The organism is Brevibacillus sp. YAE8 (assembly GCF_057543335.1).
Map to the genome: position 1 here is coordinate 1 of NZ_BAAIYG010000019.1, position 23,472 is coordinate 23,472.

Sequence of the window (23,472 nt, forward strand, 5' to 3'; positions counted from 1 at the left end):
CAAGCGGAAGGCCGAGCGAACAGGCAAGCGGAAGGCCGAGCGAACAGGCAAGCGGAAGGCCGAGCGAACAGGCAAGCGGAAGGCCGAGCGAACAGGCAAGCGGAAGGCCGAGCGAACAGGCAAGCGGTTAGTCGTTTGAACAGGCAAGCGGAAAGTCGCGCGATCAGTTAAGCGGTCAGCCAGACCTCAGTTGGCAAGGCCCCCGCCCCCATACAACCGCAAGATACCAGCAGCACTCGCTACGACTTCTGCCCGCAGCTCATCCGGCTGCAGCACCTCGAGCGCCGGACCGTATCCGAGCACCAAAATGCAGGCAGAGTCCAGCGTATGAAATTCCACCTCGGCTTCCAGCCAACCGTTTGTGGCAACGGATTGGATGGAAGCTATTTTTACGTAGCGCTCCTGTTTCAGCCGGGGCAGCGCCTCTTCGCGGACGCGAATGACAGCCGGATAGCGCGGAAGGCTTGCCTTGAACTGTTTCGTCGATTCTTCCCAATAGCTGGCGAGATCAAAGTTTTCAGGCCGGACGAAAGACTCCTCCAGCACCCGCGCCTCCGTAAACCGGGAGATCCGGTACGTGCGCATATCCGCGTCGACCTGCGCCACCAAATACCAGACGCTACGCTTGGCGACCAGTCCGAGTGGGTGCACGATTCGCTCGACAAGCGCGTCCTCCCGCTGGTAGCGGACCCAGAGCTTGCGGGCGAGCCAGACGGCGTCCTGGATGGTGGCGAGCAGGGGAAACGATTCATCTGACTCGTGCCAGCCAGCTCCGTCGATATGCAGCCGCTGCCGCACGTGCCAGGCGTCCTGCTGAACGCTCTGCGGCAAGGCGGACAGCAGCTTGAGAAAAGCTTGCTCGTACTCGTCCCGAAGCCCCAGGTCGTTCAACAGAGCGGACGGGGAGGATAGCATGAGCGATTGCAGTTCATCTGTTTTCAACCCGGTCAAATTGCTGCGATAGCCCTCCGCCAAAACCCATCCGCCAGCAGAGCCCCGTTCGGCGTAGACGGGCACGCCAGATGCGCTCAAGGCTTCCATGTCCCGATGGATCGTCCGCTCCGACACCTCCAGTTTTTCCGCCAGTTGCCTGGCTGTCATCCGGCCGTGATTTTGCAGGTGCAGCAAGATCGAGAGCAGTCGGTCAGCCCGCATGATAATCACTCCTCACCAAAAGATCGTTTGCTATGTCTGTTCATTTTACTTTACCCAATATGACAGACGATGTCATATATAAAACGCTACACTTGTTCCATGTGGTCAACCGACCGCCGGCATGCAGCGTAACATCGCGCGTCAGGCACTTATGCGTGGTGCGCAACGAAAAGGGAGGAATGCAAAGATGAAAGCATTGCAAGGAAAAGTCGCAGTAGTCGCAGGAGGAACGAGAGGGGCAGGGCGCGGGATTGCCGTCGGCTTGGGGGAAGCGGGCGCAACCGTGTATGTAACGGGACGCAGCGTGAGAGGCCAACAGTCTGACTTGGGCCGGCCCGAGACGATTGAGGAGACGGCCGAGCTGGTGACGGCCAGCGGCGGAGTCGGCATTGCGGTCCGAGTCGATCATTCGCAGGAAGACGAAGTGAAAGCGCTGTTTGAACGGGTAAAAGCAGAGCAAAACGGCCAGCTCGACATTTTGGTGAACGACATCTGGGGCGGAGAGAAGTTGACTGTCTGGGGAAAAACGTTTTGGGAGCATTCTTTGGCAGATGGTTTGCTGATGCAGCAGCGCGCAGTCCACACGCATATGATTACGAGCTACTATGCCGCACCGCTCATGGTGCAGCGGAAAAAAGGGCTCATCATCGAGATCACGGACGGGGTCGACTATCGGTATCGCCAGCACTTGTACTACAGTCTGGCCAAAATTTCAGTGATCCATCTGGCTCAGGCGATGGCCGAGGACCTGCGTCCGCATGGCGTTACCGCTCTGGCGCTGACACCCGGGTTCTTGCGTTCAGAGGAGATGCTCGACTATTTTGGCGTGACGGAAGAGACGTGGAAAGAGGCGGTCAAAAAAGATCCGCATTTCATCGTGTCGGAAACTCCGCTGTATATCGGGCGGGCAGTCGCCGCGCTCGCCGCTGATCCCGCCATCGCCGAAAAAGCGGGGCAGGCACTGAGCACGTGGGGGCTTTCCGACGAGTATCCGTTTGTCGATCGGGACGGCAGCCGCCCGCATTGGGGAAACTACGCCCGCGAGCAAGGGCTGTATCGGTAACGGCACGACAAAGACAGCGTTCATCACGCAGGCTCACGCGACGAAACGGCAGCAGCAAAAAAGCGGGTATCTCTCAAAGAGGACGCCCGCTTTTTAGTTTGCGAAAGAAAAATGTATATATTTTTCCGATGGATCAAGAGCTGGAAAGGGGCGTAGGCCAGATTTCCCATGTACAGGGAGACATTTCCTGCAAAGCAGCCCAACTAAGCCAACGGCCGCGCGTCCTTTTTCCGCCGCACGAACCACTTGCGCACGTTTCCATTCAAAATCAAATTCGTAATCACTCCCGCAATCAGCCCCCAGAAGGCGGCGCCGATCCCGCCGATGGAGATGCCCGATATCGTGACGAGGAAGGTGACGAGGGCGCATTCCCGTTCCTTGATATCGCTCATCGCTTGGGCGAGGCTCGAGCTGAGCGAAGCGAACAAAGCCAGTCCCGCAATGACGGCGATCAGCTCCTTCGGCAGCCCGAAAAAGACAGAGGTGATCGTAGCGCCAAACATGCCGAACACGAGGTAAAAGGCACCGCAGGCAATTCCCGCAATGTAGCGCTTCGACAGGTCCTGGTGCGCTTCTTTTCCCGTGCAGATGGCAGCCGTAATCGCAGCGAGGTTGATCCCATGCGAGCCAAACGGAGCGAGCAAGAGCGAAGCGATCCCGGTCGTGGCTACGAGCGGGCTTGCAGGCGTGTCGTAGCCGTCTGCCTTCAGGACGCCGATTCCCGGCGCGTTCTGCGAAGCCATCGTGACGATGCACAGCGGAATCCCCAGGCCGACAATCGCATCGAGCGAGAAGGTCGGCAGCGTGAACACGGGATTGACCAACGCCATCTGGACGGAATCGAGCTGCAGACGCCCCATCGCGAAGGCGACGGCCAGCCCGACCAGGAGCGTGAGCACGACCGCGTAGCGCGGAGACCAGCGCTTGGCGAACAGGTAGCAAAAAATCATCGGCAAAGCCAGGGCAGGCAAATGCTGCATCGAAACGAACACATCGACGCCAAAGGACAACAGTATCCCGGCGAGCATCGCGGTCGTGATCGACTGCGGCACGTATTTCATCAAGATGGAAAACAAGCCGGAGACGCCGAGCAGGGTGATGACGGCGGCGGAAAACAGGTACGCCCCGATCGCATCGCTGTACGGATAGACGGTCAGGCTCGATACGAGCAGGACGGCACCGGGCGTTGACCATGCCGTAATGACTGGCGTTTTGAACCAGATGCTGAGAATAATCGCGGTCAGGCCGCTGCCGATCGAGATTGCCCATATCCAGGAGGACAGCTCGGCTTCGCTGAGGCCCGCGCCTTGCGCTGCCTGAAACACGATCAGAAGCGGCCCCGCATACGACACCATCGTAGCGATCAGGCCGACGATAACGGCAGAGAGCGAAAAATCAGCCGGGATGTTTTTGAGGTTGGCGATCAACCCAGATTGCTGTTTTTGGGGTACCACAACGTATTGCCTCCTAACAGGGGATCAGCGCAGGTCGGCGAGGCATTACCCCTTTTCATTGAGAATGTAGCGGATCGTCCGCTTGGTGATATTCAATTTCTTGCTCAACAACTGCCTGTCTCCTTTTGTCTCGCTCAGTCCTTTTTCGATGATCGCCCGCCCGATTTCCCCTTCCAGGAGCTTGATTCGTTTTTGCAAATATTCGAAGTCGACGCCTTCGATGGAAGGGATGTTGCGGGTGAGCGATTCCACGAAGCGCGCGCATTCCCGCTCGATCGCCTGCTCGATGCTGCCGGGCTGTGGCTGGTCTTCGGCGGGCTGCTCTCGCCCTTGCAGCTTCGGCTGCGCCGCTCTTTGCCGAAGCTGGGCCGGCAGATGCTCTGCGCGCAGCCGCTCGCATTCGTGCAGGGCGATGGTCTGGTTGAGCACGTTAAGCAGTTGTCTGACGTTGCCAGGCCAGTCGTAGCGCTGCAAAAGCTCCAGAGCGTCCGCCTCGATCTCGCACGGGGTGCCGCTGCGCTTTTGCAAATAGTAGTGGGCGATGGCCGGGATATCGCAAGTCCGCTCGCGCAGGGGAGGAATCGCCAGCTTGATTCCTTCCAGCCGATAGAGCAAATCGCTGCGAAAACGGTTCATTTCGACTTCGTGCTCCAGGTTGCGGTTCGTGGCCGAGATGAAGCGGATGTTGCTCTGGCCGACCTGTTCGCCTCCGACCCGCATGAACTCTCCCGTTTCCAGCGTGCGGAGCAGCTTGACCTGAATCGAGAGAGGGGCTTCACCGATCTCATCGAGAAACAGCGTGCCGTTGTGCGCAAGCTCAAACAAGCCTTTTCGCGACTTGATCGCCCCGGTAAAAGCGCCTTTTTCAAAGCCGAACAACTCGCTTTCCAGCAACGACTCCGGAACGGCACCGCAGTTGAAGGCGACGAACGGCTGCTGAGCGCGGTTGCTCGCTCCGTGGAGAAAACGGGCCATCAGCTCCTTGCCCGTGCCTGTTTCTCCTTCAATCAGGACGTGAATTGCTTTTTTTGCCAACTTTTTGGCAATGGCCGTCACTTGGGCCATCGGACTTTCTGCTGAATACACGATACCATATTGCGCGGCCTCTTGGGATAGGTCATCTTTTTGCTTCGCCGAGGCAGACAGAACAGAGTCGATGACATGCTCCAGGCTGTCCAGGTCGTCAAACGGCTTTTCCAAATAGTCTTTGGCGCCCCACTGCATGGCGGTGACTGCCGATTTGATCGTGCTGTAGCCCGTCATAATCAGCACCTCGCACGCGGGATGGGCCGCCTTGATCTCGCGCAAAAGCTCCAGGCCGTCGGCGTCCGGCAGCTTCAAATCGACGAGGGCGGCATGAAAGTGCTGGGAGGCGTCATGCAGCAGCCGCTCGACCTGTTTGCCTGTATTCGCCACGACGACCTCGCAGTTTTTGCGCTGGAGAAAATAGGTGAAAAAGGTGGTTACTTCTGTCTCATCATCGACAATCAAAATTCGTTTCGGCTCCATGGTTGTCCTCCTCTCTCTCAAGCAGCGGCAGCAGCAGCGTGAACTTACTGTAGCCGTTCTCTTCGCTTTCCGCAAACAGCCTGCCGCCATGCGCTTCCGCGATGCCAAGACTGACGGATAAGCCCAGTCCGGTTCCTTTTGTCCGTTCCTTTGTGGAAAAGAACGGCTGGAAGATTTGCGGCAGTTGCTCCTTCGGGATGCCTGTCCCGTTGTCGTAAACGGACAAGCCTACGTAGCGGACGCCAGCTTCTTCTGCGAGAAACGAGCGAATGACAATTTGCGGCGCTTCACTGTCCGCGAGCGCGTCTCTGGCGTTCAGCAGCAGATTAATGACGATTTGCTCGATTTGATGGCGGCTTCCGTGGAACAGCAGGCTCGGCACGTTCATTTCCCGGGTTATGGTCAGGCCGGAGACAGACAACTGGTAGCCGATCAGCCCGAGCACATCTTCCACGACCTCGTCGATGGAGACAGTCTCAAACAAATATTCCTCCTGCCGGGAAAAAGTCAGCAAGTTTTGGATGATCTTTTTGCAGCGCACCCCGCACTGGTAAATGTCCCGCATGAGCGGAGCGGTGGGGCCATCCGCCATGTCGCGCAGGAGCAACTGGGAATTGCCGAGAATCGCAGTCAGCGGGCTGTTCAGCTCGTGGGCGATTCCGGCCGCCATTTCCCCGATTGCGGCCATTTTCGCGGATTGGATCAGTTGCGCCTCGATCTTGATTTTTTCGTTCACATCCTGGAACAAGAGGCTGTTTTCCACGACGACGCCAACGTGTCTGGCGACCAGCTCGATCAGCTCTGTTTCCTCCTTGTCTGCCTGGCGCTTTTCCTGGTGCAGCAAGGTCAAAAAGCCGAACGTCTGGTTCAACTGGCTGCGCAGCGGAACGGACGTGGCAAAATGCTGCGGCAGCACCTCCGTCAGCTTTTGGTGGACCTGCTCGATAAACAGCGCCGGATCGGCAGCCGCGGGCTGGGTCAAGGTGCGGCATTGCCAGTCGGAGTCGGTCCAGATGCACAAGTAAGAAGCGGGCATGCCGCCTTTTACGATTGTCAGCGCAAAGTGCTCGAAGGCGAGAATTTGCGACAGTTGCGCGGCGAGATAGCTGCTGGTTTGCGGCCAGGTGGCGTTGATCTGGATTTGCGTCAGCTCGTTGATGACGGCGAGCTGGCGGTTTTTCTTTTTCATTTCTTCCACGAGATAGACAAGCTCGCTGTAGTAGCTTTTGCGCGAGGACGATATCCCGGTGAGCTTTTCCAATATCTCCTGTTTGTTTTGCATGGCGGCCTCCTATAATGCTTGGCGAAAAAGGGCAGCGACGTCCTGGACGCTCATGTCGCGCGGGTTGGTGGTCATGCAGACGTCGAGCAGGGCGAGCGAGCTTAATAGCTCGATTTGCTCCGGGTGCAGCCCGATGGCAGACAGCGAGTGGGGGACGTCGAGGTCGTTTGCCAGGTCCTTCACCGCTTTCAGCGCGAGGCGGGAAGCGTCATGGGTGCTCAGGCCCGAAGTGTTCTCGCCCAGGCATTCGGCGATTTGCCTGTATTTTTCCGGGGCGGCAATGTAGTTGTATTCGAGTACGTGAGGCAAAAGGATCGCATTCACTTCCCCGTGCGGCGCGTCGAGAAAGCCGCCCAGTTGATGGGACATGGCGTGTACGGCTCCGAGGATGGCGTTGGAAAAAGCGATGCCCGCCTGCAAGCTCGCCATGGCCATCGCCTGCTTGGCGCAAGCGTTGTACTGGCTGGCGGCAGATGGGCGCAAATGCTGGGCGATAAGCCGCATCGCCTGCAGCGAGTGTACCTCGGTGAGCGGTGTCGCGGCGAGGGAAATATACGATTCGATGGCATGCGTCAGGACGTCCATGCCTGTATTGGCGGTGAGCTGTCGGTCTTTGGTCATCAACGTTTGCGGGTCGATGATGGCGATATCGGGAATGAGCGATTTGGAGACGATCGTCATTTTTACTTTTCGCTCGCTGTCGACAATAATGGAAAACTGCGATACTTCCGAGCCGGAGCCAGCAGTGGTCGGCACCATGACCATGGGCGGGAGCGGATGCAGGATGCGATCGACGCCTTCGTACTGGACGATGCTGCCTTCGTTGGTGGCAAGCAGGGCGATGGCTTTGGCCGCATCAATGGCGCTGCCGCCGCCAACGCCGAGAATCGCGTTGCACTCGCCCGCGCGGTAAGCGGCGATTCCGGCGTGAATCTCGTAATCTTTGGGATTGGCTGTCACGTTTGTCCACAGATGATAATCGAGGTGTTGCTGCTGCAAGTAGTGGATGATCCGCTCGACCCAGCCTGCCTTCACGACACCGGGGTCGCTGACAAGAAAGACACGGGAGGCACCCAATCTGCGAAGACTTTCCCCGACTTGGCCGATGGACTGGTTTCCGAAGATGATCTCCGGTGTCATGAACTTGGATATTTGCATGCTTTTACCCCCTTTTTCCGCTATGTAGTAATACCGCAGACAGGGGAGAATCCCCTTTTTTGGCCAAAAGCTTGGCTGGCGGGCCGAATTTTTGGCTGAGTGGGCCGAAAAAACGGCCAGTCCGAGTGCGAATTTCCGCGACATATCGCGAAAAACCGCGAAATGTAAAGCGCTTACAGTTTGGCATGCTGCTTGCAATGATAAAGGGACGTAAGCGGATTACCGCCGAACAGGCATACATAATGCCCAGGGGGAAAGAGGAGGATGGTCCAAATGAAAGCAGCAGTGGTCAACGAGTTCCATCAAAAGCTGGAAGTGAAGGAAGTAGCGGTCCCAGAGGTCGGCTACGGCGAGGTTTTGGTGAAAATCAAGACGTGCGGCGTCTGCCATACTGACTTGCATGCGGCGCACGGAGACTGGCCAGTCAAGCCAAAACTGCCGCTGATTCCGGGACACGAAGGCGTAGGCGTGGTTGAAAAGCTCGGCGAAGGCGTCACGTCGCTCAAGCTGGGCGATCGCGTAGGTATCCCGTGGCTGTTCTCGGCGTGCGGCGAATGCGACTACTGCCTCACAGGCTGGGAGACGCTGTGCCTGCAGCAGCTCAATGGCGGCTACTCCGCAGATGGAGCTTACGCAGAGTATTGCGTAGCGCCGGCAGCTTATGTCGCGCGCATTCCGGATGAGCTGGGCGACGTAGAGGCAGCGCCGATTTTGTGCGCAGGAGTCACTACTTACAAAGCACTGAAGGTCGCGAACGTGAAGCCGGGCGAATGGGTAGCGATTTACGGCATCGGCGGACTGGGCCACGTAGCGTTGCAATATGCAAAGGCGATGGGCTACAACGTCGTCGCGGTAGATATTCACCAGGAAAAACTGGACTTGGCAAAAGAACTAGGGGCTGACCTGACCGTCAACGGTAGCGAGGTTGATCCTGTGCAGGCGATTCAGGAGCAGATCGGCGGCGTACACGGCGCGATCAGCGTGGCTGTGACGAAAAAAGCGTTTGAGCAGGCGTACAAGTCCGTTCGCCGCGGCGGCTCGCTCGTCGTAGTCGGCTTGCCGAATGCGGAGTTGCCAATCCCGATCTTCGATACAGTGCTCAACGGCGTAACCGTCAAAGGCTCGATCGTCGGAACGCGCAAAGACATGCAGGAAGCGCTCGACTTCGCCGCGCGCGGCAAAGTCCGCGCCATCATCGAAACCCAGCCACTCGATAAAATCAACGAGGTGCTGGAGCGCTTGGAAAAAGGCCAAGTCAATGGCCGCGTCGTTTTGACAATGGAATAATCGCATAAGGGAAGAGGGGGGAGCTGCTGCTCGCCAGTCGTTTTCATTGACTGGCGGGTGGCAGTTTTTTTGTGGAAGCCCATCAGCGTGAAGGGGAGCAAAAATCGCAGTGACTAGAGACGGTTGCTCAGACTCGTCTATTTGTGAACTCCCTCCGAAGCTCTATCTACTATGAGAGTAACGTCAACGAATAGCGCATTTACAATGTCGAGGAACTTTAGACACTCAAAAAGTCGGTTTCGCTAGAAGCGTAACCGACTTTTTGGCAGTTAATTTGAAGCTTTTTCTTGTACGAAGGCATCGAATGATTGCGGCGCAGATACTTTTACCGCCTCGCCATCAGCCGCTTCTTGTTCCACTAGCTTCCATCTTAATTTTGCCGTGTCATCTTTCTGATAAGTAAACTTTTTATTCTCACCATTTTGCTTCTTCAAAAGGACAACTGCTTCATCCAGGCTATTTTTAATGTAAATAGCCGGGGCAAAATCTCCTTTCTCAATCTCGTTCGTTTGGAAGATGGTTTCGCCCATGGTCAATCGTAAAAAGGTATAGTCATCTGTCGACATCTCTTCTGGTCGGTCAAGACTATCTGCTCGAAAAAGTTGGTAGTCGCTGTCATCAAAACGAAATACTGCTGCCGCGCTATCATAAGCAACTTCAAGTTTTTCCTCAATGTGCTTTTCTAAATAGTATCTATATTCGGCTACATTACTCTTGCTTGCAAGAACAGATGCGCCAGTAATGGATACAGCGGCAACGAGTAAACAACTAAACATGATTTTCGCTTGCTTTTGCATAAACACTGCTCCTTTTTGGAGATTCTATCACATAATTACCATTTTTTTCTATTTTGTATAGGAGCTAATTTTTATCTAAGTCGGATGAAATTGCAAAGAAAAAGTTAACCCCATCCATGAAAACAGGTCGATCTGGCTTCTCTTTCGCAAAATGTTTATTATAATTAGATATAAATAATTATATTTAGATATATATAGTATGGGGGTGCGAAAGAGTCATGGTAACCGCACAAGAGCAAACAGAAAAGCTGTGGCTGGTCGCCAAGCGGATGGAGCCGCATCTGGCCCGGAGGCAGGCGAAGATGGACAAGCTGTTGAACATGCTCCTGGTGCACGAGCTTGTCAGCCACGGCGGCGAAACCGGCCAAAACGCCGCGCCGCTGAAGGGGGCCATGCAGACAAGGGCGGGCCGCAGCGACCTGCTCACTCACGAAGAACAGGAGCAACTATGGAAAGAACTGTGCAGCAAGGAAAGCTACGAAGCAAAAGTCGCGCAGGCCATCATCCATATGAGTGACCAAATCAAATGGTAATCCGACGCCATTGCCGTCTTCGCAAAGACTGGTATTGGCATTTTTTTGCCCGCACACAATGGGCGAATGTGCCATAGGTTGATGGTAGCTTTTCAGGAGCTGAGGTGGTGTTTGTGAGACGCCCGCACAACCGGGCTGATTGGATCGGCGCGTTGTTTTGCATGGCGATTGGCGTCATGATTTCGCTGGAGGCGTATCGGTTACAAGCTTATGCGCAGTCCTTGTACGTAGGAGACCATACGCTGCCTGCGATACTCGGGTTTTTGTTCGTCATGCTCGGGGGCGTGCTTTTGGTACAGTCTTATCCCGGCAAAGCGCACGCTGCGCCGCCGCGTCAGGCAGTTGCGCCGGGAGACGAAAGACCGCGCGTTTTGTTTGCATGGTTGAGTCTTCTACTCTACGCGTGGCTGATTGGCGCGATGGGTTATTTGCTTGCTACGGCGCTTGCTTCCGTTGCCTTTTTTATGTTGATCGGCTTTTATCGATTGTACGTCGCTGTTTTCTACTCGCTTCTGTTGACTGGCGCTATGTACGCGGTGTTTATTTTGTGGCTGCAAATGCCTTTCCCTGGCGGGGATTTGTGGTAGGAGGTGCTGACCATCGATACGCTGCAGCTTTTGCTGGTCGGATTTGCGACTGCGTTTAGCCTGGAAAATCTGCTCATGGCAGCGCTCGGGGCTTTGATTGGCACCTTTGTAGGGGTGCTGCCGGGGCTGGGGCCAACTTCGGCGATCGCGATCTTGCTGCCGGTGACGACCGTGCTGGAGCCGACCCAGGGCATGATTATGCTGGCTGGCATTTATTACGGGGCGATGTATGGCGGCTCTACGACGGCGATTCTGCTCAATATACCGGGCGAGCTGTCGTCCGTTCCTACTTGTCTGGATGGTTACCCGCTGGCCCAGCAAGGGAAGGGCGGGCCAGCGCTCGGCATCTCGGCCATCGCGTCGTTTGTCGCCGGGGTAGTCGGCGTGATCGGGCTGGTGTTTTTCGCGCCATTGCTCGCCGATCAGGCATTGAAGTTCGGGCCGCCTGAATATTTTGCGCTGATGCTGCTCGCGCTCACCTTGATGGTCAGCCTGTCGGGCGGCTCGCTGTTGAAATCGTTTTTGATGGGGGCGTTCGGCTATGCGCTGTCATTGGTCGGCCTGGGGCCATCGTCCGGCATGCCGCGCTTTGACTACGGCGTCTCGTCGCTGACGGGCGGCTTGGACATGATTAGCATCATCATCGGGCTGTTTGCCATTACCGAGGTGCTCAAGGGCATCGCGGAAAAGCGCAAGGCGACCGTAATTGGCAAGCCTGGTAGCGTTTATCCGCAAAAGGCGGACATGAAAAAAAGCGCCGCGCCGATGCTTAGAGGCGGGCTTGTCGGGTTTTTCCTCGGGCTGCTTCCAGGCTGCTCGGCGGCGATTACGGCTTTTTTGGCTTACGATCTGGAGAAAAAAGTTTCCCGCCAGCCGGAGAAATTCGGAACCGGAGCGATCGAAGGTGTGGCAGCGCCGGAAGCGGCCAACAACGCGACCAGCAGCGCGGGCTTCATCCCGTTGTTTTCGCTCGGCATCCCGTCTTCTCCGCCGCTCGCGATCTTGCTCGCAGGTCTGATGATTTACGGCCTGACGCCTGGCCCGGTGTTGTTTGCGCAGCATGCCGACTTCGTCTGGACGGTGATCGCCTCCATGTTCATCGGCAACATGATGCTTTTGGTGCTGAATTTGCCGATGGTCTGGCTCTGGGTGAAACTGACCCGGGTTCCGTTTGGCATCATGGCCCCTGTCATTTTGATGCTGTGCACGATCGGGGCGTACAGCGTGCGCAACAGCATGTTTGACGTCTGGATTACCTTTTTGTTCGGCGGACTTGGCTACCTGTTTGTGAAGTATAAATGGCCTGTCGTGCCGCTGATTTTGTGCTTCATTCTCGGGCCGCTGCTGGAGGAATCGTTCATCCAGACGATGGCGATGGGAAGCGGCTCACTCGGTATCGTGCTGTCTCGCCCTTTGTCGCTGTCGATTTTGCTTGCGGCCGCGGTACTGTTGATCGTATCCCTTGTGCTGAACAGGCGAACCCGCCAGCGGTTGCGGGAGGAGCAGAAAAAAGGCGTGGACGTAGCCTAGTGTAGAGACGGGAGGAAAAGTAGTGAAAGGATACAAACATTGGGTGTCGGTCACGATGTCTTTTTTGCTGGCGGCAACCGTGAGCGCCTGCGCGACCGGGCAGTCCGTCCAGGGCGAAACGGCTGCGGCCTATCCGACCCGGCAAATCGAGTACATCGTGCCGTATTCAGCCGGAGGCGGCGTCGATCTCGTCGCGAGAGCCACCGCTGACTATTTGAGCAAGGAATGGGGCCAGCCGATCGTCGTGGTCAACAAGGCGGGCGGCGGCGGTGCCGTGGGAGCCGAATTTGCCTTGAAGCAGGCGAAAAACGACGGCTACACGGCACTGGCGGTCAACGTGTCGAATACGACGATGCTGGCCGCTGGCATGAAAAATCCCCCGATTCAAAACGAAGACCAGATTTATACAGCGCGGATCGGCAAAGGGACGCTCGCCTTTGCCGTCAAAGCCGACGCGCCGTGGCAAGACTTCGCCGCTTTTTCCCAGTGGGTCAGGGAAAACCCGGAAGAGCTGACCTGGACTTCGGTGGGACCCGCGGGCTTTTCCGCATTCGGCGTGGCCCAGTGGCTGGATGCCATCGGCGCGGATTTTTCCAAGACGAGGATGATCGTGACCAAAGGCGCTTCCGATTCTGTCCCCAAAGTAGCGGGCGGCCACGCGGTATTGGCTGTGCACACAGTCGGCGAGATCATGCCGATGCTTGCGGCGGGCAAGGTGAAAATTCTCGCGGTTGCCGGAGAGGAGCGCAGCCCGTTTTTGCCTGATGTCCCTACCGCGCAGGAGCAGGGCATCGACGGCCTGACGGTGTTCTGGTGGACCGGAGTGTCGTTTGCCAAAGGCACGCCTGATGCCGTCATCCAAAAGTGGGAAGAAGGCATCGCCAAAATGACGAGCGACCCGGCCTATTTGCAAAAGCTCGGCGAGATACAGGTCGAGCCTGCCTATGCGGATCGCCAGCAGTTCACGCAGGACACGGAGAAGGAGACGGGTGCGTACACCGAGCTGGCGACGAAAAAAGGCATCCGCAAATAAACAGGGGCGGGGTCCGGATGAGGAGTCCGCACGAGCAGTTCGCGCGCAAAACCCCGGAAAAGGGCACACCGCTCTTTTTCCGGGGTTTTTGGTGCACGGTTCATTTGGCTGGCTGCTGGCAGATGTCGCTGATCGCATCGAAAAGGGACAAGTACCAGGCATAGCGCTGCTCGGGAATAGGCAGCAGATGGCGGATGTTCAAAGGCAATCCGTAATCAAGCTCGGCGATATCTCCATACGCTTCCGAAACGGGAGCAGTCCCCAGCAATTGTACACGCGCAAGGAAGTAGATCCGTCCTCTGCCTGATAGCCGGAAGCGAAGACGACGTATTCCACGCCACGTTCAAACCGGTAATGGCAGCTTCCGGGAGCGGACAACGTGCGGCGCTCCGGGAGCTTGTCCCCTTTCCACGTTTTCGTGACCGCGAAAATCACCTCTTCATCCGCGCCGTTTTGGCGGATGTCCGTGACGACGCCCTGAAAGACAGCTTCTGTTTTTTCCAACCGCTTCGTCGCACTCTGTTCTCCGCAGGAGCAGGCTTGGGCGGAAGGGGGAGGATAGCCGAGCAGGATGAATGCCAAAACAGCCGCTACGTATTTGCGTAACCATTTGTGGAAGTGCATGTTGGAATCACCTCATCGAAGAGACGGGCGAAGGGGTGGAAAAGTTACCATATTATAGGAAGGGTGATGATGCTCGTTTGGGGCGTAGCAGGGCGCTTACGGGTAAAAGGAAGGGATAGGAGACGGGAGGAGACAGGTGGAGACAGAGACAGGAATTGTCGTTTTGTGATTTTTTGGCAGGCGAGTTCGGAGGGACGAATTTGTCGTCGGCATGAGCGGGCGGGGGGCAGGATTCGCTCGCAAGTAGCCAGCAGCAATGTGCATCATTGCCGTAAAAGTTGGGAGCGGGGAGGCAAGGGGCCAGGTATTCAGCAAGAAAGGGAAGGAGTGCTCGGAGTCTGTCAGCTCTCCAGCCGGAAAACGAAGGGACGTCCCCAACCAGCTTCCCAACCAGAAAACAAGGATCGCCGAAACCAGCCCCTCTGCCAACTAGCAAGTAACCCCCTCCCCTTGAACCTATTCCAACTCACCCAAATCCCGACAATACTTCTGAATCAGCTTCGTCGCTTTCGTCTGGCTCACGCCCAGGTCAGCGGCGACTTTGCGGGTTGTGCGGTGCTTTTGGTACGAGCGCCGGACCATCTGTTTTTCCACCTCTGCCAGCGCTGCGTCGAGCGTCTGGGGCAGCGGAGGACTTCCGGCCGAAGACAAAGGCAGATGATTCCGGTTATGCTGATGAATAATGTCCGGCAAATCGGCCGGGGTGATGATCGACTCTGTCGTGACTACGAGCCGCTCGATCATGTTTTCCAGTTGGCGCACATTGCCCGGCCAGGAATAGCTGCTCAAAGCTTGCAGCGTCTCCTGGGAAATCAGTCGGTCCACGCCGTATTTTTTGTTGCAGCGGTTGATGAAATAATAGGTGAGGGGTACGATGTCTTCAGGGCGCTCGCGCAGCGGCGGGATTTTCAGGTCGATCACGTTGAGCCTGTAGTACAGGTCCTCGCGAAACTGCTTGTTTTCCACCATCTTGGACAAGTCCCGGTTGGTCGCGGACAAAATGCGAATGTCCACCTGCTTGTACTCGGTGCCGCCGACAGGCAAAAAGCGGTGCTCCTGAATCACCTGCAGCAGCTTGGCCTGGATTTTCAGCGGCAGTTCGCCGATCTCGTCCAAAAAGATCGTGCCGTTGTTCGCCGCCTCGATCAGCCCAAGCTTGCCGCTTTTGCTCGCTCCGGTAAACGCGCCTTGCGAATAGCCGAACAATTCTGACTCCAGCAGCTCCTCCGGGATCGCAGCGCAGTTGATCGTCAAAAACGGCCCGTTTTTGCGGCGGCTCATCTGGTGAATGAAAGCGGCGAACGCGCCTTTTCCCGTGCCGGACTCGCCTTGCAAAAGAATCGTCGAGTCGACCAGGGCGATTTTGTGGCAAAAGGTGAGCAAGTCCTTCATCTTCTGGCTGTTCGTGATGATGTTGTTCGGCAGTTGATTTTGGTCGGCGGGTTCCTGATCGGTGTGCATGATTTTCTTGAAGTTCTGCTCATGGGCGGTAATGACGACGAGCTCGATCTCCTTCGTCCGGTTCAGGATGGGGACGGCTGTCGTGACAAGCTCGCCGCCGTAGTAGGTCGTCTGCTTGATGGTGACGGGCTTCTTTTCCTGCATGACGATCGGGATGATCGAGGGCGTCCAGTAGCCTTGCTTGAACAGCTCCTCGTTGCGCTTGCCGATGACCTCCGAGCGCTTGAGCCCGTAGTGCTGGGCGCATATTTTGTTCATGAAGACGATCCGTGTCTCGCCGTCGACCACGTAAATTTCATCGGTGGAATGGTCGAGGATTTTTTCCAAAATATCCGTGCTCATTTCAATGATGAAGCCATTTTCCGACTCTTTGAACATGGGAACCTCCGCGCGTGCAGCCGTTTTTCCCATCATACCACGCGTGAGTGCAAATCGGTTCGAAATGAACCTGAATAAACTCAATTTTCCCAATAATTTTACTATTATCACCGTGATAACCGTGGTTTTCGCATGTGGCATCGTTTTTGCAAAAAGGAGGGGCAAGACCGTAACCAATAATGATGCCGCATGGTGCGAAAACGAAAGGGGTCATGGCAGATGTCTATCCAAGAAGCAAAGGTTGGTTCCACTACCCGCGAGGTGAAAGCGCTTCCTTACCGTCTATATACCGATCCGGAGGTGCTCCGCGCAGAGCAGGAAAAGATTTTTGCCCGCTCGTGGCAGTTTGTCGGGCATATCAGTCAGGTCGAAAATCCCGGCGACTTTTTTACCTGTGACGTGGCAGGTGAGCCGATCCTTGTCGTGCGAGGGCGGGAAGGTACGCTGCGCGCATTTTACAACGTCTGTCCGCACCGCGCGACGAAGCTGGAGAAAAACGCCGAGGGCAACAAGAAAATTTTGCAATGCGGCTACCACGGGTGGACGTTCCAGCTCGACGGTTCGCTGAACAAGGCGCCGAACTTTAAAAACGGCGAGCAACTGTGCGCAGCAGAAGCCTGTCTGCGCCAGGTGAGGCTGGAGGTGCAAGCGTCGCTGATTTTCGTCAACCTCGATGATGACGCGGTTCCGCTGGCGGCTTCCTACGGCGACTTTTTCGCTGATCTGGCGGCGTTTCCGTTTTTGGGCCAGTTGAAAAAATACAGCGTCAACACGCGGGTCATCAAATCGAACTGGAAAGCGTTCATCGACAACTACCTGGAATGCGACCATTGCCCGATTGCCCATCCCGGCTTTACCGCTACGCTCGATTTGACGAAGTACCAGATCATCCAGTGCGAAAATTACTCCGTGCAAGGGACGGTCGTCAAGCCGGATAAGCAACTCGGCTCGGTTGAACTGAATAAGGCGGAGATGCAGGGCGGCCGTTTTTACTGGCTGTGGCCGAACCTGATGCTGACGATCTATCCGGGGCCGGGCAACATGTCGCTGATCCAGATGGTGCCGATCGACCACGAGACGACATTGGGCGTGTACACGTATTTGTTCCGCCATGAAGAGTTGACGCAGGAAGAAAAAGATTTGATGGCGTTTACCGAGCAGGTGCGGGTCGAGGACGTGGAGCTGGTTGAGCTGGAGCAGATCGGCTTCAAGTCCCGCGCCTTCCAGAAAGGGAAGTTTTCCGCAACCGAGCACGCCGTCCTGCAGTTCCACGAGATGGTGCTGAAGACGTTGGGGATCGAAGAGGCGCAAGCATGAAAAGAGGGGAGGGACCAGCGATGCACACGATGCAAAAAAGCTTGTTCATCAACGGCGAGTGGGTAAAAGCGGGGCAGTACACGGAGCTGCGCTCTCCGTATTCCGGGGAAGCGCTCGCCGAGATTCCGGCGGCAAACGAAGAAGAGACAAAGCAGGCAATCGCGGCTGCCTACGCGGCAAAAGCCATCATGGCGAAAATGCCGGCGCATCGCCGCGCTGCGATTCTCGAAAGCCTGGTGAGCCTGCTTCGCGAACGCAGCGAGGAGGCGGCCACGATCATCGCGCAGGAGGCGGCGAAACCGATTGCGGTAGCGAGAGGCGAAGTCGTGCGCACGATTGAAACGTACAAGTTCGCCGCCGAAGAGGCCAAGCGCATTCACGGAGAGACGTTGCCGCTCGACGCCGCTCCCGGCGGGGAAGGCCGGCTCGCCTATACACTGCGCGAACCGATTGGCGTAATTGGCGCGATTACCCCGTTTAATTTTCCGATGAATCTCGTCGCGCACAAGGTCGGGCCTGCCATCGCAGCGGGCAACACGATCGTGCTCAAGCCCGCCTCGCAGACGCCGCTGTCCGCCTTTTTCATCGCGGAGCTGTTGGCAGAAGCGGGCTTGCCTGCCGGGGCATTGAATGTCGTGACGGGGAGCGGCCGCGTCGTCGGCGATCTGATCGTCACGGACGAGCGGGTCAACATGGTGACGTTTACAGGCAGTCCGGGTGTCGGCATTGGCATCCGCAACCGGGCGGGCTTGAAGCGGACGACACTGGAGCTTGGCTCCAACTCCGCCGTCATCATCGACAAAGGCGTCGAGCTTGAGCCGCTGATTGCCCGCTGCATCACCGGAGCGTTTTCGTTTCAGGGGCAGGTGTGCATCTCGTTGCAGCGCGTGTACGCGCATGCGGAGGTGTACGACGCGTTCGTGGAAAAATTCGTCGCAGCCGCAAAGGCGCTGCGGTTAGGCAGCCCGCTCGACGAGACGACAGACATCTCCGCCCTGATTTCCCCGGGGGACGTGCAGCGGACGCTGGACTGGATTGACGAGGCGCGACGGGCGGGAGCGACGGTGGCCGCAGGCGGCAGGGCAGAGGGCAACATCCTGCAGCCGACCGTGATTCTCGATGCCGGGCCTTCGCTCAAAGTCTCCTGCCAGGAAGTGTTTGCCCCAATTGTTTTGGTGAACCGGGTGAACTCGGTCGAGGAAGCGATTGAGCGCGTGAACGATTCCCGGTTCGGGCTGCAGGCAGGCATTTATACGGAAAACGTGCACACAGCGCTCGACGCCGCAGAGAAACTGCATGTCGGGGGCGTGCTGATTAACGACATCCCGACCTTCCGCGTGGACCACATGCCGTACGGCGGCGTCAAAGAAAGCGGAACGGGCCGGGAAGGGATCAAATACGCGATCGAAGAAATGACGGAGTTGAAGCTGGTGATCTGGAACCGGCGGCAATGATCTATTTCATGACGAGGAGAGATGCGGATGATTTGCTTTGACAAGGTCACGAAGACGATCAATGGCGCGCCGATTATCAAAAGCCTGGACCTGTACATCGGCGCGGGCGAGCTGTTTGTGCTGATCGGGCCGAGCGGCTGCGGCAAGACGACCACGATGAAAATGATTAACCGCCTGATCGAGCCGACATCAGGAAAAATTACCATCAACGGCGAAGACATCGCGAAAAAAGATCCGGTTATGCTCAGGCGGGGCATCGGCTACGTCATCCAGCAGATCGGCCTGTTCCCGCACATGACCATCGCGCAAAACGTCGCCCTGGTCCCGAAGCTGAACAAGACCGATCCGGCCGTCTACGAGAAACGGGTAGATGAGCTGCTCGCTCTGGTCGGACTGGAGCCGAAAAAATACAAGGACAGGTACCCGGCCGAACTGAGCGGCGGACAGCAGCAGCGCGTCGGGGTGATTCGGGCGATGGCGGCAGACCCGCCGATCATTTTGATGGATGAGCCGTTTTCCGCCCTGGACCCGATCAGCAGAGAGCAACTCCAGGATGAGTTTGTCCGTCTGCAAAAGACGATTCATAAAACCATCGTCTTCGTCACGCACGACATGGATGAAGCGATCAAAATTGCCGACCGCATTTGCCTGATGAACGACGGGGCTGTCGTGCAAATCGACACGCCGGACCGCCTGTTGCAGCACCCGGCCAACGATTTTGTCGCGGATTTTATCGGCGTCAAGCGGCTCAAACGGCCGAGCGAAAAGTTTCCGCGCTCCGGCGCTTTGTAGGGGGAGGGACGGGCATGAGCGATTTCTTTGCCTTTTTGTCCGAGCGGCACGAGCAAATTCTCTCGCTTGTCTGGGAGCATTGCTACATTTCCTTGCTCGCTGTGCTTGCGGGATTCATCCTTTCCGTTCCCCTTGGCATTTTATTGACGAGAGCAGAGCGAATCAGCCAGTATGTCATCGGCGTCGTCAACATTTTGCAGACGATTCCGAGCCTGGCGCTGTTGGGCTTCATGATTCCGTTTTTGGGCATTGGCGCTTTTCCGGCCGTCGTCGCGCTGTTTTTGTACTCGCTTTTGCCGATGCTGCGCAACACCTACACAGGTATCCGCGAGGTGGAGCCGTCGCTGATCGAAGCGGCTCGCGGGATGGGCATGACCAATCTGCAAATTTTGTTCAAGGTAGAAATTCCGCTGGCGATCTCGATCATCATGGGCGGCTTGCGGACAGCGACGATCTATACGATAAGCTGGGCGACGCTCGCCGCTGTCGTGGGGGGCGGCGGCTTGGGCTACCTCGTCTTCACGGGGCTTGGCAACTCGAATGACAACATGCTGTTGACAGGGGCGCTCCTGACTGCCCTGCTCGCGGCGTTCGCCGACCTCGTCACGCGCAAGTTCCAGCGCATGTGCACACCGCGAGGCTTGCGGAAGTGAGCAGAGCGATCCAATAACAGGTTGAGAGAAAAAGGGGGCAATGAATGTGGGGATGAGAGTGCTTTTTCGCACGCTGTTTTTGGCGGTCCTGGCGGTTGCGCTGGTCACGGGCTGTTCGAAGGGGGGAGCTGGAAACACCGTTCAGCTCGGTTATCAGCCTACCTCCGAGCAAGAGATTATCGCCAACATGCTGAAAAAACTGATTGAAGCCAATTCCAGCCTGAAGGTGGAAATGGTCGGCGGGCTCGGCGGAACGCCTGTCGTGCTCAAAGCGATGCAAAACAACGACATCCAGATTTCCGCCGTCCGCTACGTAGGGACAGATCTCACGAGCAGTCTCGGCATGACCGAATTTCCGAAAGACCCTGCCGCTGCCTTCGACCTGGTCAAGCAGGGCGTCAAGGAAAAGTTCGACCAGGAATGGTTTCCGTCCTACGGCTTTGACAACACGTACATTTTTACGGTGCGCAAAGATATCGCGGAAAAATACGGCCTAAAAAAGATTTCCGACCTGCAGGCGCACGCCGCCGAAATGAAGCTGGCAACAGACGCGGGCTGGCTGGAGCGGACCAACGACGGCTATCCGGCGTTCAAAAAGGAGTACGGCCTGGAATTTGCCAAGGCGATTCCGATGGACATCGGGCTGGTCTACAAAGCGGTGAAAAATGGCGACGTGGACATCGTGCTCGCCTATTCGACGGACTCGCGCCTGAAGGAGTACGATCTGGTCACGCTGGAGGACGACAAGCATTTCTTCCCGAACTACACGGCCTCGCCTGTCGTGCGCAACGACGCGCTCAAAAAGCATCCCGAGCTGGCGGACATTTTGAACAAGCTGGCGGGCAAAATCGACACGAAGACGATGACGGCGCTCAATTACCAGGCGGATGTGGAAAAGCTGGAGCCAGCGGAAATCGCCCAAAAGTTTTTGACCGAGCAAGGGCTTTTGCAGCCGTAGCGACCTTTTGCCAGAAAAGGAGGCAGATTCGATGGACAGCATCCTCGACATAATCGGCGTCATGAACAAATATTCGGAGCAAATCCTGGAGCTGACGGGGGAGCATCTGTTCATGAGCATCAGCGCCATCGTCATTGCGATTGCACTCGGCCTTCCCCTGGCGATCCTGATGACGAAAAACCGGACGCTGGCCGTGGCGATCCAGACGACGATCAACATTATCCAGACCATTCCGTCCATTTCCATGCTGTTGATTATCATGATTTTCCTCGGCCTGGGCTATGACACGGCCATCGTCGCCCTGGCGCTGTACTCGATGCTGCCGATCATCGCCAACACGTACGCGGGACTGACTGGCGTGGACAAAAACATGATCGAGGCGGGAACAGGCATGGGCATGACGTCCGGCCAGCTCTTGCGCATGGTCATGATCCCGCTGGCGATGCCGATTATTTTGGCGGGAGTGCGGGTAGCGGCCGTTGTAGCGATCGGGGCGGCCACGATGGCGACGTTTGTCGGCGCGGGCGGTCTGGGCGAAATGATCTTGCGCGGCATCTCCACGACTGACGATCAAAAAATTTTGGCCGGGGCCATACCAGCCGCGCTGCTCGTCATCCTCGTCGACTTGCTGCTCGGGCTTGTCGAGAAAAAATCGAGCTTCCGCCTGCGCGCAGCGAAAAACAAATAGGAAGGGGCGAGCAAACGATGAGAAAACTGGTGTGCATCGGCGACAGCTTTACGGAAGGGCTGGGCGTGCCGAAAACGGCGGCCTGGCCCGCGCTCCTGCAGCGCGAACTGGGGGTGGAGGTCATCAACAAAGGCATTTCGGGGGACACGACAGGGGGAATGCTCGGCCGCTTCACGCACGATGTCGTTTGGCAAAACCCTTCGCATGCGCTCATCATCGGCGGCGGCAACGATTTGTGGTGGGACTTGAGCCAAAATGTGCTGCTCGCCAATATGTACGCCATGGTCAAGCAAGCGCTGCACCACGGCATCGTGCCGATCATCGGCGCGTCCGGCTCCGGCTTCGACCCGGGCCAGGTAGACGGCGAGCAGGTCTGGGAGCCTGTAGCCGGCTATGGCACGCTGTTGCGGCGCGGCAAGGAATACGCGGCGGCGCTGGAAGAGATGGCGAAAAAAAGCGGCCTGTTGTTCCTGAGCTTTCAGGGCATTTTCCACGACGAGCGGGGCGAGGTCGACCAGACGTACTTTGCGGGCATAGACGGACTGCATCCAAATCAAGCGGGGCATGCGAAAATCGCCGGAGCGGCCGCTTCGTTTTTACGGGAAGTGATCGTATGAAAAAAACATGGCAGATCGCAGTGATTGCAGGAGACGGCATCGGGCCGGAGGTGCTTCGGGAAGGGATCAAGGTGCTGGACACGGCGGCACGGCTCGACGGCAGCTTCGAGCTGCAATTTCACGATTTTCCCTGGGGCTGCGAGTACTACGCCAAACACGGCAAGATGATGGACGAGGACGGGATGGAGCAGCTCCGCAAGTTCGACGCGATCTACCTGGGGGCTGTCGGCTATCCGGGAGTGCCGGACCACATTTCGCTGTGGGATTTGCTTTTGCGCATTCGCAAAGGGTTCGAGCAGTACGTCAACATCCGCCCGATCAAGCTGCTGCGCGGCGCTCCTTGCCCGCTCGCTGGTGTGCCGCGAGAAGCGGTCGACATGCTGTTCATTCGCGAAAACAGCGAAGGCGAATACGCGGGGGCAGGAGAGTGGCTGTTTCGCGGAAAGCCGGAGGAAGTGGTGCTGCAGACAGGCGTGTTCTCGCGCAAAGGGACGGAGCGGATTATCCGCTACGCGTTTGCGACGGCCCGCGAACTGGGCAAGTCGCTGACGAGTATCAGCAAAGGCAACGCGCTCAACTACTCGATGGTTTTCTGGGACGAGGTGTTTGCAGAAGTCGCCAAGGAATACCCCGATGTGCCGACGCATTCGTATTTGGTCGATGCCGCGAGCATGTTCATGATAAAAGAGCCGCAGCGGTTCGAGGTCGTCGTCACTTCCAACCTGTTTGGCGACATTTTGACCGATCTGGGCGCGGCGATTGCCGGAGGGCTGGGCCTGGCGGCGGGGGCCAACATCAACCCCGAGCGCACGTATCCGTCGATGTTCGAGCCGATTCACGGGTCTGCCCCGGACATCGCGGGAAAAGGCATCGCCAACCCGCTGGCCGCGATCTGGTCGGCGAGCCAGATGCTTGAATTTTTCGGCTACAAGCACCTCGCTGAGCTGGTGCTGCAAGGGATCGAGGAGACGCTGGTGGAACACGAGGTGCTCACGCCGGACATGGGCGGGACGTCCGCGACTGCAGAGGTGGGGGACGAGGTCGCAGGCAAAATCATCCGCCTGTTTCAGCAGAGTGGACATATAGTCTGAACCGATGGGAGGCTCCGCCGCTTGGATGGCGGAGCCGACTTTTTGAGGAGA

General features: G+C 57.1%; 21 protein-coding genes and 1 pseudogene. 14 read left to right on the forward strand and 8 right to left on the reverse strand.

Annotated elements, in window-relative coordinates:
- Window positions 1–186: 186 nt before the first annotated feature.
- Entirely contained in the window at window positions 187–1,155 is a 969-nt protein-coding gene (locus AC27IT_RS19125) for a helix-turn-helix transcriptional regulator (RefSeq protein ID WP_025849050.1), read from the reverse strand.
- A gap of 187 nt (window positions 1,156–1,342) precedes the next feature.
- Here AC27IT_RS19125 and AC27IT_RS19130 point away from each other — a divergent pair, with 187 nt between their 5' ends.
- Window positions 1,343–2,218, forward strand: a complete 876-nt coding sequence (locus tag AC27IT_RS19130; protein ID WP_122952993.1) for an SDR family oxidoreductase — start codon at window positions 1,343–1,345, stop codon at window positions 2,216–2,218.
- 203 nt (window positions 2,219–2,421) lie between these two features.
- Here the strand turns inward: AC27IT_RS19130 and AC27IT_RS19135 are convergent, their stop codons facing one another.
- The 4 genes from AC27IT_RS19135 to AC27IT_RS19150 are packed head-to-tail and all read right to left on the reverse strand — an operon-like array spanning window position 2,422 to window position 7,621.
- Window positions 2,422–3,672, reverse strand: a complete 1,251-nt coding sequence (locus AC27IT_RS19135) for a benzoate/H(+) symporter BenE family transporter (RefSeq protein ID WP_005827448.1) — start codon at window positions 3,670–3,672, stop codon at window positions 2,422–2,424.
- 45 nt (window positions 3,673–3,717) lie between these two features.
- Window positions 3,718–5,181, reverse strand: a complete 1,464-nt coding sequence (locus AC27IT_RS19140) for a sigma-54-dependent transcriptional regulator (protein WP_007783886.1) — start codon at window positions 5,179–5,181, stop codon at window positions 3,718–3,720.
- Window positions 5,150–6,463 (reverse strand): sensor histidine kinase, encoded by a 1,314-nt coding sequence (locus tag AC27IT_RS19145; RefSeq protein ID WP_197187058.1) that lies wholly within the window; start codon window positions 6,461–6,463, stop codon window positions 5,150–5,152. Before AC27IT_RS19145 ends, AC27IT_RS19140 begins: the two co-directional genes overlap by 32 nt.
- Window positions 6,464–6,472: 9 nt before the next feature.
- Window positions 6,473–7,621, reverse strand: a complete 1,149-nt coding sequence (locus AC27IT_RS19150; RefSeq protein WP_005827443.1) for an iron-containing alcohol dehydrogenase — start codon at window positions 7,619–7,621, stop codon at window positions 6,473–6,475.
- Window positions 7,622–7,894: 273 nt separating this feature from the next.
- Here AC27IT_RS19150 and adhP point away from each other — a divergent pair, with 273 nt between their 5' ends.
- Window positions 7,895–8,908: an alcohol dehydrogenase AdhP gene (gene adhP / locus AC27IT_RS19155; protein WP_005827442.1), complete on the forward strand. Its 1,014-nt coding sequence runs from the start codon at window positions 7,895–7,897 to the stop codon at window positions 8,906–8,908.
- A 269-nt stretch (window positions 8,909–9,177) separates the two neighbouring features.
- On the opposite strand, the gene AC27IT_RS19160 is transcribed toward adhP, so the two are convergent.
- Window positions 9,178–9,705: a hypothetical protein gene (locus AC27IT_RS19160; RefSeq protein WP_327945208.1), complete on the reverse strand. Its 528-nt coding sequence runs from the start codon at window positions 9,703–9,705 to the stop codon at window positions 9,178–9,180.
- A 218-nt stretch (window positions 9,706–9,923) separates the two neighbouring features.
- Between AC27IT_RS19160 and AC27IT_RS19165 the strand changes: the two genes are divergently transcribed.
- From AC27IT_RS19165 to AC27IT_RS19180, 4 genes are all read left to right on the forward strand, one after another.
- A complete protein-coding gene (locus AC27IT_RS19165; protein WP_005827439.1) occupies window positions 9,924–10,238 on the forward strand; it encodes a hypothetical protein in 315 nt (104 codons plus the stop codon).
- A gap of 107 nt (window positions 10,239–10,345) precedes the next feature.
- On the forward strand, window positions 10,346–10,825 hold the full coding sequence (locus tag AC27IT_RS19170; protein ID WP_327945188.1) for a tripartite tricarboxylate transporter TctB family protein: 480 nt from the start codon (window positions 10,346–10,348) through the stop codon (window positions 10,823–10,825).
- A 3-nt stretch (window positions 10,826–10,828) separates the two neighbouring features.
- Window positions 10,829–12,355, forward strand: a complete 1,527-nt coding sequence (locus tag AC27IT_RS19175) for a tripartite tricarboxylate transporter permease (RefSeq protein ID WP_327945189.1) — start codon at window positions 10,829–10,831, stop codon at window positions 12,353–12,355.
- Between the two features lie 55 nt (window positions 12,356–12,410).
- Window positions 12,411–13,388, forward strand: a complete 978-nt coding sequence (locus AC27IT_RS19180) for a tripartite tricarboxylate transporter substrate binding protein (protein WP_035317275.1) — start codon at window positions 12,411–12,413, stop codon at window positions 13,386–13,388.
- 198 nt (window positions 13,389–13,586) lie between these two features.
- On the opposite strand, the gene AC27IT_RS19185 is transcribed toward AC27IT_RS19180, so the two are convergent.
- Together AC27IT_RS19185 and AC27IT_RS19190 are read right to left on the reverse strand one after the other, a co-directional pair.
- Window positions 13,587–14,012 carry a hypothetical protein gene (locus tag AC27IT_RS19185; protein ID WP_327945190.1) on the reverse strand — a complete coding sequence of 142 codons (426 nt, stop codon included), beginning with the start codon at window positions 14,010–14,012 and terminating at the stop codon, window positions 13,587–13,589.
- Between the two features lie 456 nt (window positions 14,013–14,468).
- Window positions 14,469–15,851, reverse strand: a complete 1,383-nt coding sequence (locus AC27IT_RS19190) for a sigma-54 interaction domain-containing protein (protein WP_007783855.1) — start codon at window positions 15,849–15,851, stop codon at window positions 14,469–14,471.
- 219 nt (window positions 15,852–16,070) lie between these two features.
- Between AC27IT_RS19190 and AC27IT_RS19195 the strand changes: the two genes are divergently transcribed.
- The 8 genes and pseudogenes from AC27IT_RS19195 to AC27IT_RS19230 all read left to right on the forward strand — a co-directional run bounded on the left by AC27IT_RS19195 (window position 16,071) and on the right by AC27IT_RS19230 (window position 23,421).
- Entirely contained in the window at window positions 16,071–17,168 is a 1,098-nt protein-coding gene (locus tag AC27IT_RS19195) for an aromatic ring-hydroxylating oxygenase subunit alpha (protein WP_327945191.1), read from the forward strand.
- Entirely contained in the window at window positions 17,165–18,622 is a 1,458-nt protein-coding gene (locus tag AC27IT_RS19200; protein ID WP_238504258.1) for an aldehyde dehydrogenase family protein, read from the forward strand. Before AC27IT_RS19195 ends, AC27IT_RS19200 begins: the two co-directional genes overlap by 4 nt.
- 27 nt (window positions 18,623–18,649) lie before the next feature.
- Window positions 18,650–19,375: pseudogene (locus AC27IT_RS19205) on the forward strand (ABC transporter ATP-binding protein); the annotation flags it as partial.
- A 53-nt stretch (window positions 19,376–19,428) separates the two neighbouring features.
- Window positions 19,429–20,067, forward strand: a complete 639-nt coding sequence (locus AC27IT_RS19210; protein WP_007783846.1) for an ABC transporter permease — start codon at window positions 19,429–19,431, stop codon at window positions 20,065–20,067.
- Between the two features lie 52 nt (window positions 20,068–20,119).
- On the forward strand, window positions 20,120–21,025 hold the full coding sequence (locus AC27IT_RS19215) for an osmoprotectant ABC transporter substrate-binding protein (protein WP_026558154.1): 906 nt from the start codon (window positions 20,120–20,122) through the stop codon (window positions 21,023–21,025).
- 31 nt (window positions 21,026–21,056) lie between these two features.
- Window positions 21,057–21,713, forward strand: coding sequence for an ABC transporter permease (locus AC27IT_RS19220; RefSeq protein ID WP_005827424.1), 657 nt, complete (start codon window positions 21,057–21,059; stop codon window positions 21,711–21,713).
- 17 nt (window positions 21,714–21,730) lie between these two features.
- Window positions 21,731–22,330 carry a GDSL-type esterase/lipase family protein gene (locus AC27IT_RS19225; protein ID WP_283858162.1) on the forward strand — a complete coding sequence of 200 codons (600 nt, stop codon included), beginning with the start codon at window positions 21,731–21,733 and terminating at the stop codon, window positions 22,328–22,330.
- Window positions 22,327–23,421 (forward strand): tartrate dehydrogenase, encoded by a 1,095-nt coding sequence (locus AC27IT_RS19230; RefSeq protein WP_005827421.1) that lies wholly within the window; start codon window positions 22,327–22,329, stop codon window positions 23,419–23,421. Before AC27IT_RS19225 ends, AC27IT_RS19230 begins: the two co-directional genes overlap by 4 nt.
- The last annotated feature ends 51 nt before the right edge of the window (window positions 23,422–23,472 follow it).

Excerpts from the sequence above, each read along its gene's own strand:
- AC27IT_RS19220 (WP_005827424.1), top strand. The coding sequence starts at position 21,057 with ATGGACAGCATCCTCGACATAATCGGCGTCATGAACAAATATTCGGAG.
- AC27IT_RS19180 (WP_035317275.1), top strand. The coding sequence starts at position 12,411 with ATGTCTTTTTTGCTGGCGGCAACCGTGAGCGCCTGCGCGACCGGGCAG.
- AC27IT_RS19225 (WP_283858162.1), top strand. The coding sequence starts at position 21,731 with ATGAGAAAACTGGTGTGCATCGGCGACAGCTTTACGGAAGGGCTGGGC.
- AC27IT_RS19215 (WP_026558154.1), top strand. The coding sequence starts at position 20,120 with ATGAGAGTGCTTTTTCGCACGCTGTTTTTGGCGGTCCTGGCGGTTGCG.
- AC27IT_RS19190 (WP_007783855.1), bottom strand. The coding sequence starts at position 15,851 with ATGTTCAAAGAGTCGGAAAATGGCTTCATCATTGAAATGAGCACGGAT.
- AC27IT_RS19210 (WP_007783846.1), top strand. The coding sequence starts at position 19,429 with ATGAGCGATTTCTTTGCCTTTTTGTCCGAGCGGCACGAGCAAATTCTC.
- AC27IT_RS19140 (WP_007783886.1), bottom strand. The coding sequence starts at position 5,181 with ATGGAGCCGAAACGAATTTTGATTGTCGATGATGAGACAGAAGTAACC.
- AC27IT_RS19150 (WP_005827443.1), bottom strand. The coding sequence starts at position 7,621 with ATGCAAATATCCAAGTTCATGACACCGGAGATCATCTTCGGAAACCAG.
- AC27IT_RS19160 (WP_327945208.1), bottom strand. The coding sequence starts at position 9,705 with ATGCAAAAGCAAGCGAAAATCATGTTTAGTTGTTTACTCGTTGCCGCT.
- adhP (WP_005827442.1), top strand. The coding sequence starts at position 7,895 with ATGAAAGCAGCAGTGGTCAACGAGTTCCATCAAAAGCTGGAAGTGAAG.
- AC27IT_RS19145 (WP_197187058.1), bottom strand. The coding sequence starts at position 6,463 with ATGCAAAACAAACAGGAGATATTGGAAAAGCTCACCGGGATATCGTCC.
- AC27IT_RS19200 (WP_238504258.1), top strand. The coding sequence starts at position 17,165 with ATGAAAAGAGGGGAGGGACCAGCGATGCACACGATGCAAAAAAGCTTG.
- AC27IT_RS19165 (WP_005827439.1), top strand. The coding sequence starts at position 9,924 with ATGGTAACCGCACAAGAGCAAACAGAAAAGCTGTGGCTGGTCGCCAAG.
- AC27IT_RS19195 (WP_327945191.1), top strand. The coding sequence starts at position 16,071 with ATGTCTATCCAAGAAGCAAAGGTTGGTTCCACTACCCGCGAGGTGAAA.
- AC27IT_RS19230 (WP_005827421.1), top strand. The coding sequence starts at position 22,327 with ATGAAAAAAACATGGCAGATCGCAGTGATTGCAGGAGACGGCATCGGG.
- AC27IT_RS19130 (WP_122952993.1), top strand. The coding sequence starts at position 1,343 with ATGAAAGCATTGCAAGGAAAAGTCGCAGTAGTCGCAGGAGGAACGAGA.
- AC27IT_RS19185 (WP_327945190.1), bottom strand. The coding sequence starts at position 14,012 with ATGCACTTCCACAAATGGTTACGCAAATACGTAGCGGCTGTTTTGGCA.
- AC27IT_RS19125 (WP_025849050.1), bottom strand. The coding sequence starts at position 1,155 with ATGCGGGCTGACCGACTGCTCTCGATCTTGCTGCACCTGCAAAATCAC.